16 protein-coding genes (1 of these 16 only partly in view) are annotated in these 16198 nt (G+C 61.7%); 3 read left to right on the top strand and 13 right to left on the bottom strand.

What is annotated here, in order from left to right; genetic code table 11:
• The 8 genes from msrP to mrcB all read right to left on the bottom strand — a co-directional run.
• On the bottom strand, positions 1 to 796 hold the 5' portion of the coding sequence (gene msrP, locus KW568_RS24825; RefSeq protein ID WP_014860198.1) for a protein-methionine-sulfoxide reductase catalytic subunit MsrP. Its footprint begins 218 nt before the window's first position; 796 of the gene's 1014 nt are visible here — the first part of the coding sequence; its start codon is at positions 794 to 796; the stop codon falls past the left edge of the window.
• Between the two features lie 79 nt (positions 797 to 875).
• Complete coding sequence (gene pssA / locus KW568_RS24830; RefSeq protein ID WP_003250045.1) at positions 876 to 1727, bottom strand: CDP-diacylglycerol--serine O-phosphatidyltransferase; 852 nt, start codon at positions 1725 to 1727, stop codon at positions 876 to 878.
• Positions 1728 to 1877: 150 nt separating this feature from the next.
• Complete coding sequence (ilvC, locus tag KW568_RS24835) at positions 1878 to 2894, bottom strand: ketol-acid reductoisomerase (RefSeq protein WP_003250043.1); 1017 nt, start codon at positions 2892 to 2894, stop codon at positions 1878 to 1880.
• Between the two features lie 56 nt (positions 2895 to 2950).
• Positions 2951 to 3442 (bottom strand): acetolactate synthase small subunit, encoded by a 492-nt coding sequence (gene ilvN / locus KW568_RS24840; RefSeq protein ID WP_003250040.1) that lies wholly within the window; start codon positions 3440 to 3442, stop codon positions 2951 to 2953.
• Position 3443: 1 nt separating this feature from the next.
• On the bottom strand, positions 3444 to 5168 hold the full coding sequence (locus KW568_RS24845) for an acetolactate synthase 3 large subunit (RefSeq protein ID WP_003250036.1): 1725 nt from the start codon (positions 5166 to 5168) through the stop codon (positions 3444 to 3446).
• A 408-nt stretch (positions 5169 to 5576) separates the two neighbouring features.
• Positions 5577 to 5909, bottom strand: coding sequence for a YqcC family protein (locus KW568_RS24850; protein ID WP_003250034.1), 333 nt, complete (start codon positions 5907 to 5909; stop codon positions 5577 to 5579).
• Positions 5909 to 6709, bottom strand: coding sequence for a M48 family metallopeptidase (locus tag KW568_RS24855; RefSeq protein WP_017147958.1), 801 nt, complete (start codon positions 6707 to 6709; stop codon positions 5909 to 5911). Before KW568_RS24855 ends, KW568_RS24850 begins: the two co-directional genes overlap by 1 nt.
• 15 nt (positions 6710 to 6724) lie before the next feature.
• Positions 6725 to 9046: a penicillin-binding protein 1B gene (gene mrcB / locus KW568_RS24860; protein WP_004575791.1), complete on the bottom strand. Its 2322-nt coding sequence runs from the start codon at positions 9044 to 9046 to the stop codon at positions 6725 to 6727.
• A 115-nt stretch (positions 9047 to 9161) separates the two neighbouring features.
• Here mrcB and KW568_RS24865 point away from each other — a divergent pair, with 115 nt between their 5' ends.
• Entirely contained in the window at positions 9162 to 10724 is a 1563-nt protein-coding gene (locus KW568_RS24865) for a bifunctional aminoglycoside phosphotransferase/ATP-binding protein (protein ID WP_003250028.1), read from the top strand.
• A 157-nt stretch (positions 10725 to 10881) separates the two neighbouring features.
• The gene (locus tag KW568_RS24870; RefSeq protein ID WP_003250025.1) at positions 10882 to 11160 is read left to right on the top strand and encodes a TfoX/Sxy family protein; all 279 of its coding nucleotides are present in this window, start codon (positions 10882 to 10884) and stop codon (positions 11158 to 11160) included.
• A 181-nt stretch (positions 11161 to 11341) separates the two neighbouring features.
• Here the strand turns inward: KW568_RS24870 and KW568_RS24875 are convergent, their stop codons facing one another.
• The 4 genes from KW568_RS24875 to KW568_RS24890 form a co-directional block, all read right to left on the bottom strand.
• Positions 11342 to 12226 carry a ChaN family lipoprotein gene (locus tag KW568_RS24875; protein WP_004575790.1) on the bottom strand — a complete coding sequence of 295 codons (885 nt, stop codon included), beginning with the start codon at positions 12224 to 12226 and terminating at the stop codon, positions 11342 to 11344.
• Positions 12227 to 12330: 104 nt separating this feature from the next.
• Positions 12331 to 13098, bottom strand: coding sequence for a heme ABC transporter ATP-binding protein (locus KW568_RS24880; RefSeq protein ID WP_003250021.1), 768 nt, complete (start codon positions 13096 to 13098; stop codon positions 12331 to 12333).
• The gene (locus KW568_RS24885) at positions 13098 to 14081 is read right to left on the bottom strand and encodes an iron ABC transporter permease (RefSeq protein ID WP_161775158.1); all 984 of its coding nucleotides are present in this window, start codon (positions 14079 to 14081) and stop codon (positions 13098 to 13100) included. The genes KW568_RS24880 and KW568_RS24885 overlap by 1 nt, the downstream gene beginning before the upstream one ends.
• A 50-nt stretch (positions 14082 to 14131) precedes the next feature.
• The gene (locus KW568_RS24890) at positions 14132 to 15016 is read right to left on the bottom strand and encodes a hemin ABC transporter substrate-binding protein (protein ID WP_259537083.1); all 885 of its coding nucleotides are present in this window, start codon (positions 15014 to 15016) and stop codon (positions 14132 to 14134) included.
• 148 nt (positions 15017 to 15164) lie between these two features.
• On the opposite strand from KW568_RS24890, the gene KW568_RS24895 reads away from it, so the two are divergent.
• Positions 15165 to 15509 carry a Rieske (2Fe-2S) protein gene (locus KW568_RS24895; RefSeq protein WP_004575788.1) on the top strand — a complete coding sequence of 115 codons (345 nt, stop codon included), beginning with the start codon at positions 15165 to 15167 and terminating at the stop codon, positions 15507 to 15509.
• Here KW568_RS24895 and sfsA read toward each other — a convergent pair.
• Positions 15472 to 16185: a DNA/RNA nuclease SfsA gene (gene sfsA / locus KW568_RS24900; RefSeq protein WP_004575787.1), complete on the bottom strand. Its 714-nt coding sequence runs from the start codon at positions 16183 to 16185 to the stop codon at positions 15472 to 15474. The genes KW568_RS24895 and sfsA overlap by 38 nt on opposite strands.
• Between the last annotated feature and the right edge of the window lie 13 nt (positions 16186 to 16198).

Consider the following 16198-nt stretch of genomic DNA (forward strand, 5'->3'; position numbering starts at 1 on the left):
GCTCCGCTACCAGGCTGATGCGCACAATCGACTTGATGCTCTTGAAGCCATACTTCCAAGGCACCACCAAACGCAACGGCGCACCGTTCTGGTTGGGCAGTTCCCGGCCGTACATACCCACTGCGAGAATTGCCAGCGGGTGCATCGCCTCATCCAGGCGCAACCCTTCTCTATAAGGCCAGTCGATCAAGGCGAAGCCAGAACGCTGCCCCGGCATATGCTGCGGATCCTTCAGCGTTTCGAAACGCACATAACGCGCACTGGAAGTCGGCTCGACCTGCTTGAGCACCTGAGCCAAAGGGAACCCCAGCCACGGAATGACCATCGACCACGCCTCTACGCAGCGCAGCCGATAGATCCGCTCCTCAAGCTGATAGGGTTTGACGAAGTCCTCCAGTGCATAGCGTCCGGGCTTGCCAACCTCACCATCCACCACAATGGACCACGGTTCGGTCTTCAGGCTGTCGCCATTGGCCGCCGGGTCGCCCTTGTCGGGCCCGAACTCGTAGAAGTTGTTGTAGTGAGTGGCGTCCTTGAACGGCGTAATCGCCTCGTCCTTCACCGTCACCGCTTGCCAGCGCGTGGCCGCGAGCTTGTCAGTGAACCAGGCCGGCGCGGCCCCCGCCTGCACATCGGCATAACGCGACATTTGCGCCGCGCCCACCCCGCCCGGCAATGCGCCTAGCGCCAAGCCAGCCAATGAGCCACCCAGCAGGGCTCGACGGGAAAGGTAAATGCCTTCGGGGGTGATCTCCGACGCCTTGCACTCGGAAGACCTGGGAAGCTTGATAAGCATGAACGGCTCCATAGCACTGAGTAACGGATGTACCAGTAAGACTATGGAGCCGTGAGGTTATTCCAGCGTTAAGTGATTTTCACGCTTTGCGACGGCGCGCCTTCAGCAGGAACTGGATCGGCCCCGATGCTGCATAGGCGAGGAAGATCAACAGAAGGATACGCGGCGGGTCGCTGAACACGACGGCAAACACCAGCACCACCGCCAGGATCGCCACGAACGGGACGCGCCCCTTGAGGTCCAGCTCCTTGAAACTGTTGTACTTGATGTTGCTGACCATCAGCATGCCAGCAGCAGCCACCAGCAGCGCGACCAGGAACGACAGCTTGGAGCCCTGGATGCCGTAATCGCTGAACGCCCATACGGTGCCCGCCACCACACCTGCGGCAGCCGGGCTGGCCAGGCCGATGAAGTAGCGCTTGTCGGCGGTACCGACCTGGGTATTGAAGCGCGCCAGGCGCAACGCGGCGCCGGCCACATAGATGAAAGCAACCATCCAGCCGACCTTGCCCATGTCACCCAGCGCCCAGCCGAAGGCCAGCAAAGCCGGGGCCACGCCGAAGGCGACCATATCCGACAGCGAGTCATACTCGGCACCGAAGGCACTCTGGGTATTGGTCATGCGCGCAACGCGGCCGTCCAGGCCGTCGAGCACCATGGCCACGAAGATGGCGATAGCGGCAAAAGCGAAGTATTTGCTCGCCTCGCGCGGGTCGCCGGCACTCAGGGCGCTCTGTGCGCTCATCGAGCTGATGATGGAATAGAAACCGGCAAACAGGTTGGCGGTGGTAAACAGGTTGGGCAGCAGGTAGATGCCGCGATGGCGCACCTTGCGGCCTTCGGCGTCATGCCCTTCTTCAACGTGCTCATCGACAGGTAGCAGGCTTTCGGCGTCGGAGGGCTTGTTCGGCTCTTCGGGACGTTCGCTCATGGAGGGTACCTTGCAACAGGATGGAAAATGTTCGACACGGGCCCGCGAAACAGGTTCTGACAGCGAGCCACTGGTCTGCTTTATACCAGAAGCTGGATGCCAGAACGAAAAAACGCGGCCGAAGCCGCGTTTTTCATCTTTCGATAAGACTTAGTTCTTGGTCTTGTCGACGATTTTGTTAGCCGAGATCCACGGCATCATCGAGCGCAGCTGCTCGCCGATGATTTCGATGCCGTGAGCGGCGTTGTTGCGGCGCTTGGCGGTCATCGATGGGTAGTTGGTAGCACCTTCGGAGATGAACATCTTCGCGTACTCGCCGTCCTGGATGCGCTTCAGGGCATTGCGCATGGCCTTGCGGGATTCTTCGTTGATGACTTCCGGGCCAGTGACGTACTCACCGTATTCGGCGTTGTTGGAGATCGAGTAGTTCATGTTGGCGATGCCGCCTTCGTACATGAGGTCTACGATCAGTTTCAGCTCGTGCAGGCACTCGAAGTAGGCCATTTCCGGCGCGTAGCCAGCTTCGACCAGGGTTTCGAAACCGGCTTTGACCAGCTCGACGGTACCGCCACACAGAACAGCCTGCTCACCGAACAGGTCGGTTTCGGTTTCGTCCTTGAAGGTGGTTTCGATGATACCGGTACGGCCACCACCCACGCCCGAAGCGTAGGACAGTGCGACGTTCTTGGCGTTGCCGGATGCGTCCTGGTAGATAGCGATCAGGTCAGGGATGCCGCCGCCTTTGACAAACTCGGAGCGAACGGTGTGGCCCGGGGCTTTCGGCGCGATCATGATCACGTCGAGGTCGGCACGCGGAACAACCTGGTTGTAGTGGATCGAGAAGCCGTGAGAGAAGGCCAGGGTAGCGCCCTTCTTGATGTTCGGCTCGATTTCGTTCTTGTACAGAGCGCCCTGGAACTCGTCCGGGGTCAGGATCATGACCAGGTCAGCCGCAGCGACAGCGGTAGCAACGTCGGCAACTTTCAGGCCGTGGGCTTCAGCCTTGGCAACGGTAGCCGAACCTTTACGCAGACCGACGGTAACGTCTACACCGGAGTCTTTCAGGTTGCACGCCTGAGCGTGGCCCTGGGAGCCGTAACCGATGATGGCGACTTTCTTACCCTGGATGATGGAAAGGTCGCAGTCTTTATCGTAGAAAACTTTCATGAAAATACCCCTGGTTATATCTCGGCCCCTGCGGAGCCATCGCTAATTTTTTGGATTTAGATGCTGAGCACTTTGTCGCCACGGGCAATGCCGGTAACGCCGCTGCGCACGGTTTCCAGAATCGATGCAGTGCCGATCGCCTGGATGAAGCTGTCCAGTTTGTCGCTGGTACCGCTCAGCTGCACGGTGTACACGCTGGCGGTCACGTCGACGATCTGGCCACGGAAGATATCCGTAGTGCGCTTGATCTCGGCACGCTGGGCACCGGTGGCCTTGACCTTGACCAGCATCAGTTCACGCTCGATGTGAGCGCTTTCCGACAGGTCGACAAGCTTGACCACTTCGACCAGCTTGTTCAGGTTCTTGGTGATCTGTTCGATCACTTCGTCATGGCCAACGGTGGTCAGCGTCAGACGCGACAGGGTCGGGTCTTCGGTTGGCGCTACAGTCAGGCTTTCAATGTTGTAGTTGCGCTGGGAGAACAGGCCGACCACGCGGGACAACGCACCTGGTTCGTTTTCCAGCAGCAGGGAAATGATGTGCCGCATATCAGGTACGCTCCGTCTTGCTCAGCCACATGTCACGCATCGAGCCATCCTTGATCTGCATCGGATAGACGTGCTCACTGCGGTCAACCGCGATGTCGATGAACACCAGACGGTCCTTCATCGCAAACGCTTCTTCCAGCTTCGGCTTGAGGTCCTTCAGGCTGGTGATGCGGATACCCACATGGCCATAGGCCTCGGCCAGCTTGATGAAGTCAGGCAGCGACTCGACGTACGAGTGCGAGTGACGACCGTTGTAGGCCATGTCCTGCCATTGGCGGACCATGCCCAACACACCGTTGTTCAGGTTGACGATCTTCACCGGCAGGCCGTATTGCATGCAGGTAGACAGCTCCTGGATGTTCATCTGGATGCTGCCTTCGCCGGTCACACAGGCCACGTCCTGATCCGGGAAGTTGAGCTTGACGCCCATCGCCGCCGGGAAGCCGAAGCCCATGGTGCCCAGGCCACCGGAGTTGATCCAGCGGTTTGGCTTGTTGAAGCGGTAGTACTGCGCGGCAAACATCTGATGCTGGCCCACGTCGGAAGTGACGAAGGCATCGCCATTGGTCACTTCACACAGTGTCTCGATGACTTTTTGCGGTTTGATGACGTTGCCATCGCCCTTGTCGTAAGGGAACAACTCGCCATTGCCACGCCATTCGTCAATCTGCTTCCACCAGGCATCCAGCGAAGCCTTGTCAGGCTGCTCGCCGATTTCCTTGAGGATGCCGAGCATTTCGCTGAGCACGCTGTCGACCGGGCCGACGATTGGCACGTCGGCCTTGATCATCTTCGAGATCGACGCCGGGTCGATGTCGATGTGGATGATCTTGGCGTTCGGGCAGAACTTGGCCGGACCGTTTACAACGCGATCGTCGAAACGCGCACCGACGGCAAAGATGACGTCGGCATTGTGCATGGCCATGTTGGCGGTGTAGCTGCCATGCATGCCGAGCATGCCGAGGAACTGGCGGTCGGTACCCGGGAAGCCACCCAACCCCATCAGGGTATTGGTGACCGGCAGGTTCAGCGACTTGGCGATTTCAGTCAAGGCTTCGGAGCCACCGCCGAGGATCACACCGCCACCGGAGTAGACGACCGGGCGCTTGGCCGCCAGAAGCATCTCGGCAGCCTTGCGGATCTGGCCGGAGTGACCACGGACCGCCGGGCTGTAGGAGCGCAGCTTGACCTTTTTCGGGTAGACGTATTCGAACTTCTCAGCCGGGTTGGTCATATCTTTTGGAATGTCGACCACGACTGGACCTGGACGACCGGATTGCGCCAGGTAGAAAGCTTTTTTCAGAACTTCAGGGATCTCGGTCGGATTCTTGATCATGAAGCTGTGCTTCACGATCGGCCGCGAGATACCGATCATGTCAGTTTCCTGGAAGGCATCGGTGCCCACCATGGTGCTAGGCACCTGGCCGGACAGAATGACCATCGGAATCGAGTCCATGTAGGCGGTGGCAATACCGGTAATGGCATTGGTTGCGCCAGGACCGGAGGTTACCAGCACCACACCGGCCTTGCCGGTGGCGCGAGCGTAACCGTCCGCCATATGGGTGGCCGCCTGCTCGTGACGAACCAGGATGTGTTCCACTTCCGGTTCTTTGAACAGTGCGTCGTAAACATGCAGGAGAGCACCACCAGGGTACCCGTAGATGTGCTTAACGCCTTCGTCACGCAAAAAGCGGACGACCATCTCAGCGCCAGATAAAAGCTCCACGTTGTTCACCTCTAAAACGCCAGAATACCGCCCTCACTGGACGGGTCTTAATAGGTTTACTGCCAAGCAGAGCATGAGCGAACGTCAGCACTGACTGAGCAAGTATTGGGAAATCCCCAGAGTGTTGCGGGGGTTTCCCACCCAGCGCGAGGTAACGCGTTGCGGGGTGTAACAGGTCGGCGCGGGTGTGCACCTCATGATCTGCTTAGCGGGTCTGCTTCTGGCAGTCCCTCTACAGCGGAAGTTGGATTCTTGTGATTCGGCGCCAACAAGTCAAGAAAAATTATTGCCAATTTTTCCCCAAGATGAATTCCTGCCACCACTAAAAATCGCTTCAGCAGCAGAATTAAGAAGATTTCCAAAAAAAAGGGCCACAATCTGCGGCCCTTGACGGAAAAACTGAAGAAATCAGGCGGAAGGAGCGATCAATTGGTCAAAAGCTGCCAACAGGCGGCGTAGCTCACGACTTTGCTCTGGCCGGTCGGTAAACACGGTTTCGGCCATGACAAGGATGCTCGATGCGTTGGGCAGCGGGTGGCCCAGCTCGATGATGATCTTCATGCGTGGCAGGAAGATCCATTGCAGCCACTGCTCAAAACTGAGGGTATCCACGGCGAACGGCACCGTACTGGCCAGTGCCTCGTCGCTTGGCGGCTCGTCATCCCACCAGCCTTGCACCTGCAGCTCGCGCTCGATCAAGAGCAGGTGGTCGGCAATATCCAGCACGCGTTGCTCGATCATCACGAATTGACCCGCGCCTTTTGCCGGGCCAGCGCAGCGCCGGCGCTGTCACCCTGCTTTTCACGGGCCTGGGCGATCGTGTTCCAAAGCTCTGCCTGCAGGCTTGGGCGGCCGTTGGCGTAGGTCAGGGCGCGGCGCGCCAACTGCTCGGCCTGCGCCGCATCACCTTGCGAGAGGCGCACCTGGGCCAGGCGATACAGTACCTGCGGCTCACGCGGAGCAATGCGCTGGGCACGCTCCAGGCTCGAGGCGGCACCGTTGAAGTCGCCACTGCCCTGCTGCGTCTTCGCAGTGGTCAGCAGTGCCAGCACAGGACCGTCCAGCTGCTCGTCGGCCGACAGGCCACCGGCGGCGGCGCTGCGCGGAATACCGGTTGGCGCACTGGCGCTTTGCGGGGTACTGTTCATCGCAGCGATGTCGAAGGGTTCATCGGCAATCGGGTTGGGATTGGTGGTCATCGGCGCCGAACTGACAGGCCCTGCACTGATCGGCCCCGGGGTGATCGGCGAGGTACTGATCGGCGCAGCGCCATTGCCCGCCGGGAATGTCTGGATGCCCGATGCGCCTGCGCCCTGCGGGATCATCACGGTGACACCGGAATCCTCCGGCAGCGTCTGCGCCTGGGCGGTGCCGGTGTTATAGCCACCCGCCGAGCGGTTGGCCGTCACGCGTTCGCTGTTGGACACGCGGGTGCTCGAGTCGACCACCGGAATATTGCCACGCGGGACGCTGGAGCACCCCTGGAGCACAGCCAACGCCGTCACGGCAGGAAACAGCCACTTGTTCACGTCACACCTCATCAATGCAGCCTGTGCTTAATTCATCCAGCCCTTGACCCAGTCCATTACCGATTCGACTGGGTCCTGCTCGCCGCCACAGGTTGCGCCGGCCGGCGGCTCACTCCCGCGAATATACGGCATCTGCACCGCTCCCGGACAGCTGGCATCAGACCCGTGGCCTGTGTAAGGGTCGATCCAGGCCTGCACCACGTTATCCGGTTGCGGCATATCCAGCGGCAGCGGGTCGGCTTTCTTCATGAAGCTGGTCCACACCTGCAAGGCGCCGGTGGCGCCGGTAAACGGTGTCTTGCCGTTATCGTCACGGCCCATCCACACCACGGCCAGCAGATCCTGACTGAAGCCGGAGAACCAGCTGTCACGCGAGTCGTTACTGGTACCGGTCTTGCCCGCCAGGGTCAGCGAGCGTGGCAAGGTGTTGTACACCGAACGCCCTGTACCTTCGCGCATTACACGCTGCATGGCGTTCTGCACCAGGTAAATGGCACCCGGGTCGAAGGTTTGCTGGATCTGGAACGGGTAGCGCTTGAGCGGCTCGCCCTCGGCGGTGAGCACGCTGCGGATACCGCGCATCGGCGTGTTGAAGCCGCCGTTGGCGATGGTCTGGTACATGGTTGCGACCTGCATCGGCGACATGCCACCCGCCCCCAGCAACATGGCCGGAAACGCTGGCCAGTCGACATTCACGCCCAAACGACCAATGGTCTTGATCACGTTCGGCACACCCACTTCCAGGCCGAGCTTGGCGGTCGACAGGTTGTAAGAGTTGGCCAGCCCCTGGTACAGGTAGATAGTGCCATGCGGGCGGCGGTCATAGTTTTGCGGGCGCCAGACCTGGCCGTCAGCCCCTTTGACCGAAAATGGCTCGTCCTGCACCCAACTGGTCAGGGTGTACTTGCTCGGCTGCTCCAGCGCAGTCAGGTATACCGACGGTTTGACCAGGGAGCCGATCGGCCGTACAGCATCGATGGCCCGGTTGAAACCGGCAAAACCTGCCTGGCGGCTACCGATCAGCGCCTGTACTTCACCGGTTTCAGGGTTGGTCACGACCATTGCCGCTTCGACATCGTCTGCCCCCTTGCGGCCCGCCAGGCGCTTGAAGGTCTCGCTCATCGAGGTTTCGGCCTTCATCTGCAGGATAGGGTCGAAGCTGGTAAAGATGCGCAGGCCTTCTTCGGTCAAGTCTTCGTCGCGGTAGTCCTGGCGCAACTGTCGCTTGACCAGGTCGAGGAAGGCAGGGAACGAGCTGTCGGCCAGGCTGCCACGCTTGGTCACGCCCAGCGGCATTTTCTTCGCCGCATCGACTTCTGCCTGGCTGGCCACGCCCTGCTCGGCCACCAGGTCGAGCACCAGGTTGCGGCGAGCCAAGGCACGCTCGGGGTGACGCCGCGGGTTGTAGTAGGACGGGCCTTTGACCATGCCCACCAGCAGGGCGATCTGATGCAGTTTCAGCTCAGACAGCGGCTGGCTGAAGAAGAACTGGCTCGCCAGACCAAAGCCGTGCACCGCGCGTTGACCGTCTTGGCCGACGAACACCTCGTTGAGGTAAGCCTCAAGGATTTCGCGCTTGTCGTAGTGCAGTTCGAGCAGGACCGCCATCATCGCCTCGGTCAGCTTGCGGCTGAGGCTGCGCTCGCTGCTGAGGTAGAAGTTCTTCACCAACTGCTGGGTCAGGGTACTGCCACCCTGGCGCATCGAGCCGGACGACGTGTTGACCCACATGGCCCGGGCGATGGACTTTGGCGACACGCCGTAGTGGCTGTAAAACTCGCGGTCTTCCGTGGCCACCAAGGTTTCGAGCAGATATTTGGGTACCTGATCGATCTTGATCAGGATGCGGTCTTCGAGATTTTTCGGATAGATGCCGCCGATCATCAGCGGCTCCAGCCGCACCACGTCAAGCGCCTTGCCATTGGCACCGGAAAGGCCTGCAACGTAATCGCCAGAGAAGCGTACACGGACGAACTGCGCCGGCTCCATGCCCTCGTAGAACTGAAAGCCACGGGTATTGAGGTCGACGGTATTGCCGCTGACGGACGCAGCGCCCGGGCCGTTGGCCGCGTTTTCGCGACGGTAGCCGAGCGCATCGAGCTCGGTGAGGAAGTCGTTCTTGCTCAACTTCTGGCCGGTGAACAGCTCCAGCGGTCGGGCATACACTTTGGCCGGAATGGTCCAGCGCTTGCCGGAGAACTTTTCCTGGACGACGGCATCGAGGTAAACCGCGAAGCCGGCGACGATCACCAGGCCAACCAGGCTGAGCTTCAAAGCCCAGCCCAGCCAGGCGCGGGAGCGGCCGGTCGGGCGTTTCTGAGGGGTGCGGGGATTTCGGGTTCGGGTCATGGCGGCGGATTATACGCACTTTATAAAGGCTGGGCAGACGGCCCGGCGGTAGGCAGGGACGGCACCATTGACCATAATGGCGCATTCGAATTCCCTTGCCCCGGAAGGATTTGCCGTGAGCCAAGCTCTTATTACTGCGTTGCAGAACCCTGCCCTGTACCCTCACCCCGTGGAGGGGTTTCAGCTCATCGAGACGCATATCTCCTGGGTCCTGCTCACTGGCGAATACGCCTACAAGATCAAGAAACCGATGAATTTCGGCTTCCTGGACTTCACCGGACTGGACCAGCGCCAGCATTTCTGTAACGAAGAATTGCGCCTGAACCAACGCCTGACCGAAGGCCTGTACCTGGAAGTGTTGCCCATCACCGGTAGCGTCGACGCACCGCAGATCGGTGGAGAAGGCGTAGCCATCGAGTACGCGCTGAAGATGCGCCAGTTCCCCCAGGGGCAGATGCTCAACACCCTGCAGGCCAATGGCGAACTGAACGCCACGCACATCGACCAGATGGCCCGGCAGATTGCCGATTTTCACCTTCAGGCGCCGCGTGTGCCGATGGAGCACCCGCTGGGCACGCCAGACAGCGTGATGGCCCCGGTGGAGCAGAACTTCGAGCAGATTCGCCCATTCCTCAGCGACAAAGCCGATCTGCAGCAACTTGACGCCCTGCAGGCCTGGGCCCGCAGCAGCTTCGAGCGCCTGCAAGGGCTGCTGGAAAAGCGCAAGGCCAATGGCTTCATCCGTGAGTGCCACGGTGACATTCACCTGGGCAACGCCACCTTGATCGATGGCAAGGTGGTGATTTTCGATTGCATCGAATTCAACGAGCCTTTCCGACTGACCGACGTCTACGCCGACACCGCCTTCCTGGCCATGGACCTGGAAGACCGCGGCCTGAAATGCCTGGCCCGGCGCTTCATCAGCCAGTACCTGGAACTGACGGGGGATTACGAAGGCCTGGAACTGCTCAACTTCTACAAAGCCTACCGTGCGCTGGTGCGGGCCAAGGTCGCACTGTTCAGCATGCCGGCCGACGCCGATGGCGTGCAACGTGCCACCACCCTGCGCACCTACCGCAACTACGCCAACCTGGCCGAAAGTTACAGCGCCATCCCGTCGCGCCTGCTGGCCATCACCCATGGTGTTTCGGCGGTGGGCAAAAGTCACGTGGCCATGCGCCTGGTCGAGGCCTTGGGTGCAGTGCGCGTGCGTTCGGACGTGGAGCGCAAGCGCCTGTTCGGCGAACAACAGCAGGCCGACGCCGGCCAACTGAGCACAGGCATCTATGACCAGGACGCCAGCGCTGCGACCTATCTGCGCCTGCACGAGATAGCTGCGACCGTGCTGCGCGCCGGCTTCCCGGTGGTGCTGGACGCCACCTACCTCAAGCGTGAACAACGCCAGGCTGCGGCAGAGGTTGCCAGCCAGACCGGCGTGCCGTTCCTCATCCTCGACTGCCACGCGCCAGAGGCGGTCATCGCCAGTTGGCTGGAGCAGCGCCAGGCTGAAAACAGCGACCCCTCGGATGCCACGCTGGAGGTGATCAAGGCCCAGCAGGCCAGCCGTGAGGCGCTGGATGCGCAGGAGCTGGTGCACAGCACCCGCGTCGATACCCAGGCTGCCGGCAGCATGGATCAAGTGATCGAGCAGATTCGCCAGCGGTTGCCTGGCCTGTAAGTTCGTCATCTTCCTGTGCCTGCCCGCGAAGGGGCAGGCACAGGCCGCTCATCACCCGATGGCAAAAAGCCGCATATTTCCCAACGCCCGCTACACTCCTCTCAGACCTGCTCGCGATTTATCCCCCATTCCCGTTCAGCCATCGCAAGGAGGCTCGATGAACGATGAATTGCAGCATCTGAAGAACCTTGGCAAGACGTCTGCGCAGTGGCTGCATGCAGCCGGCATCCACAGTGCATCGGATTTGCGCCGCCTGGGCGCGGTGGGTGCGTACCAGGCCGTGAAGACACGAGGGTTCCGTGCATCGAAGGTGCTGTTGTATGCCATTGAAGGCGCCCTGCTGGACATGCACTGGAACGATTTGCCGCTCGAACGCAAGGAAGCACTCAACCAACAATTGGACGCGAAAAACCCTGCGCAAAAAAAACCAAAATAATCGGGGTAAAGGGATTGACGGCTAAATGAGAATTGTTATGATTATCACAACTGGTCGCGAGACTGGTTGGATAAGCTAAGAGCCCCTGGTTCGGACTCTCAGATTATCTCCTCATCAGGCTAATCACGGTTATTGACCCGGCAATTTGCCGGGTCTTTTTTTTGCCTGTGCTTTTTCAGGATCAACGCCGCAGCTGCGCACAATAATCCTGCTCCGGCATCGCCGCCGTGTACCACACATAATCAGCCTCGCCAGGCTCGACTCGCTCGCCCACCTCAGCCAGCAGCAAAACCTTGCTCTCCCCCGACACCCCCAGGTCAGCCAGATGCAAGGGTATGCCCAGGTCCTTGCGCACATGGTAAGCCCCGGCAAACAGCAGCGCCGGCTGCGGTGCCGCCTGCAAGCGCTCGGCCATGCGCCGGTCGCGCTGCTGCTGAACGGCCAGCATCGCCGGTAACTGGTTTTCCGGCAGCATCCCGCAATGCCCGGCGCGCACCTGTTCCAGCAAGGCAGCCTTTACCGCGGGTGCATTGGACTTTTCGCCCTGCACCGGCGCCGGCTGTCGATAGGCCTGACGCATCTCGTCGGGCGAAAGGTTGGCGGCCAGCAACGTCACCCGATGCTGCAAGGCTTCGGTGACAATCGGCCCGTACAACTGCCAATCCCAGCCCTCCTGCCAGGCCAGTGCCTTGGGCAAGTCTTCCGGCAAAGGCTGCCCCACCAGCTTGTCCACCCGCGATTGCTGGCTGGGCTGCAGCATCTCCAGCAACAGGCTGCCCTGAGTGCGCTGGCCTTGAAGAGCGCGCAGCAGCCACAGTTGCAGCGCGTGATGGTCAGGGTTGTCATGCTTCTCGCCGACAAGCACTCGGGGCGCATCAGCCAGGCGCTGCACCAGCGTTTCAGGGCTTATGGCCTGCTCATTGGACAGGTCGACAATCTTTCCCAGCTCGGCGTGCGTGCGACCTTCACTGCTCTGCCAGGCGGGCAACGGCGGCAGGCTGGCCTGACAGCCGCCTATCGCCAGTACCAGGCACAGCGAGAAACCGGATAGCATCGGGTGTCGCATCGGCAGTTACTCCATGTCATCCACACTTTAAATGGCCTGCACCGGGGGCGGGCCGGTCGCAAGACAAGGCCACTTTCACAAAGGCCATGCACGCGTTGAGAACATCAACGGGTGATGATCAGCGGGTGCCCGCGCTCGGGGTGCGCCTGCACCAACACGTCAATACCGTACACCGCCTTCAGTGCCGCTGGGGTCAGTGCCTCTTCGGGCGTGGCAAACGCGTGGCAGCGCCCCTGTTCCAGCAACAGGATACGGTCACAGTAACGTGCCGCCAGGTTCAGGTCATGCAGGATCACCAACACTGCAGCACCGCAGTCGGCGAAGCGGCGTACGGCTTCCAGGGTGGTGTGCTGATGCAGCGGGTCGAGCATCGAGGTCGGTTCGTCGAGCAACAACGTGCTGCCCTCCTCCCCCGGCCATAGCTGCGCCAGCACGCGGGCCAGGTGTACCCGTTGCCGCTCGCCACCGGAAAGCGCCAGGTAGCTGCGCTCCACCAGGTGCCAGGCATCTGCCGCCCGCAACGCCGCTTCGACAATTTCCGCATCGCGCCGCTGACCGGTGCCATGAGGCATGCGCCCCATGCCTACCACTTCCTCCACCCGAAACGAGAAACCCAGGCTGGACACCTGCGGCAACACTGCCAGGCGCCTTGCCCGTTCCTGTCCGGCCCAATCGGCCAGCGGGCGGCCCTGCAGCGTTACCCGCCCGCGGTCGGGCGCCAGTTCACCGCACAGCACACTCAGGAGGCTGCTCTTGCCGGCACCGTTGGGACCGAGCACACCCACGACCTGCCCCGGAGGCAACTGCAGGTGAATGTCGTGCAGCACCTCATTGCTGCCCCTGCGCAGGTACAGGCCCTCTACATGCAACATCAGCCGCGCCCTCGCATCAGCAGGAACAGGAAGAACGGCGCACCAATGAAGGCCGTGACGATACCAATCGGCAGCTCGGCAGGCGCCAGTAGCAGCCGCGCCGCCAGGTCAGCGAACAACATCAGTACACCGCCGGCCAGCAGCGAGGCAGGCAGCACCACACGGTGATCAGGTCCGGCCAGCAGACGTACCAGGTGCGGCACTACCAGGCCGATGAAGCCGATCAACCCGGCTGCCGCCACTGCCGCCCCCACGCCCAGCGCCGTGCAGAACACCAGCTCACGCTTGAGCCGCTCCACGTCAACGCCCAGGTGACGCGCCTCCGACTCACCCAGCAACAGGGCATTCAGCGCCTTGGCCCGGCGCGGCAGCCACACCGCTACCCCTGTCGCCACCAGCAACAATGGCCACAGCCGCTCATAGCTGGCGCCATTGAGGCTGCCAAGGTTCCAGAACGTCAGCGTGCGCAAGGTGGCGTCATCGGCCAGGTAAGAGAACAGCCCCACGGCCGCGCCCCCCAGTGCGGTCATGGCCACGCCAGCCAATAGCATCGTGGCGACGTTGGTCTGGCCATCGCGGCGCCCCAGGCGGTAGACCAGCGCAGTTACCCCAAGCCCGCCGACAAACGCGCAGAACGACAGCAGATAAGGCGCGAAAGCATCCGGCATGCCGCCAAACCAGGCGCCGCCAACAATGGCAACCGCTGCCCCCATCGCGGCGCCGGCGGCAACCCCTACCAGCCCGGGGTCGGCCAGCGGGTTGCGAAACAGCCCCTGCATGGCCACCCCGGACAGCGCCAGCACCGCGCCCACCGCCAACCCCAACAAGGTACGGGGCAGACGGATCTGGCCAAGGATCATCTCGGCCTGCTGCAGGCCATCTTCGGACACAGGCAATCCCAAAAGGCGCAGGCCAGCGCGCAGGGTATCGAACATTGGCAGGCTGACTGGCCCCAGCGCCAGTGACAGCCAGATCGCCAACAGGCACAGCAGGCTCAGGCTAATGAACAACGTACGTGGCGAGACCCGCTGTTTCATTGCGCGAAGCTGGCCTGAGCAGCCGGGTAGAAGGTGGCTGCCAGCGACTGCAAGGTCGCCGGTAGCCGAGGCCCGAGCCCGCCGACCAGCAGCGTCGGGTCCAAGGAGACCAGGCGTTTCTCACGCACGGCCCGCGAGGCAGCCAGCGCGGGGTTTTCTTTCAACAGCGCCTGCAAGGCCTGTTCATCGGCCAGCGCCCGGTCGGAAAACACGATCACATCCGGGTCAAGCGCCGCCAACGCTTCGTTGGAGAAGTTCTTGTAGCCTGGGTGCGCGGCCAGGTTACGCCCACCCGCCTGGCTCAGCAGCCAGTCACCGGCAGTGCCTTGCCCGGCGATCAGCGGCTTGGCCCCGGCATGGTCGACCAGCAGCAACACCCCAGGGGCCTGCTGCCCGGCCTGGGCCAGCTTGACGTTGGCCTGCAACGCATCGAGCCGCTGGCGGTAGTCCGCTGCAAGCGCGGACGCTTGCTGCTCTGCACCGAGCAACTGCCCCAGGTGCCTGAGGTTTTCATCTACTGCCGGCAGCTCGGCCTTGCTGGAGAACAACTCGACCCGCACGCCGGCCTTGCGGATTTGCGCCAGTACCGGTGGCGGCCCCATTTCCTCGGTGCCCACCAGCACATCCGGACGCAGGCTGAGAATACCCTCGGCCGACAGTTGTCGCTGATAACCCACACTGGGCAAGGCTTTCAACGAGGCCGGGTGCTGACTGGTAGTGTCCACACCGACCAGGCGCGCTTCACCCCCCAATGCGGTTATCCACTCGCTCAAGGCGCCACCCGCGCTGACCCAGCGTTGCGGCAGCTCGGCTGCCAAGGCTTGGGTAGAAAGCACAAGGCTTGCACACAGAGCGAGAAAAGCAGCTGGACGGCGCATCATCGGGTTCCTTCTGAAGACGGGCTACACGCCTTGTGGCGAGCAGCGGAACTGCGCACCATAGGCAGCCAGGCGCAGCGAATGCGATCAATTTGATAATTATTCGCATTGGAGCGTCAAGCCATCACGTGTTTCACGGGTCATCCTTGCCATGCACTTCCTTTGTACATCCCTCGGCCTGGCCGAGGGCCAAAGCCGCGCCTTCAGCGTAGACGGCCTCGAACTGTTCGGCGTGCGTCGCCAAGGCCAGGTGTACCTGTACCGCAACCGCTGCCCGCACCGGGACATCCCGCTGAACTGGGCAGCGGACGCGTTTCTGGATGACAGCGCCAGCCTCATCCACTGCGCCCATCACGGTGCGCTGTTCCTGATAGAAAGCGGCGAATGCGTGGCAGGCCCCTGTGAGGGTGAGCAGCTGCAGCCCCTGGGCTGCCACGAAGACAGCCAGGGCATCTGGTTCAAGGGGTCAGCAGCACCGGCAAGCGGCGATCGATGACGATACCCTCGGCGTCCAGCCGAGTGCCATAGGCCAGCACCTCCACCCCGTCCGCTACGGCAGCGCGCAGCGCTTGGGCGTAGGCCGTATCGATTTCTTCAGCCGGGCGCACAGCGTCGATACCGGTCAGGTTCACGCAATACAGCTGCACGGCCCGCACGCCCTGCCGGGCCAGCTTTGCCAGCTCGCGCAGGTGTTTCGCACCGCGTTGAGTCACCGCATCAGGGAAGGCCGCAACTGCAGTGTCGGGGTAGCCCAGCGTCACACTCTTGACCTCGACATAGGCCGGGGCACCCTCGAACTCCAGGCGAAAGTCGATACGGCTGCCTTCTTCGCCATAGGCCACTTCGCGCTTGAGTGCAGTGAAACCGGCCAGTTCAGTGATTGTGCCGGCGCGCAGGGCCTCTTCGACCAACGCATTGGCCCGCCCGGTATTCACGCAGGCCAACCGCCCCTGGGGGGTTTCGCTGATTTCCCAGGTCCCTGGCAGCTTGCGCTTGGGGTCGTTGGAGCGGCTGAACCACACCTGCCCACCTTCACGCATGCAGTTGAGCATGGAGCCGGTATTCGGGCAGTGGATAGTCATTTGCTCGCCGCTGGCCAGTTCGATATCGGCCAGAAAGCGCTTGTAGCGACGCAACAGGCGGCCCTGCTCGAGTGAAGGAGAGAAACGCATCAGCCTTGCCAGC

The sequence above is a fragment of the Pseudomonas sp. HD6515 genome, from assembly GCF_024971855.1.
Lineage (GTDB): Bacteria > Pseudomonadota > Gammaproteobacteria > Pseudomonadales > Pseudomonadaceae > Aquipseudomonas > Aquipseudomonas alloputida.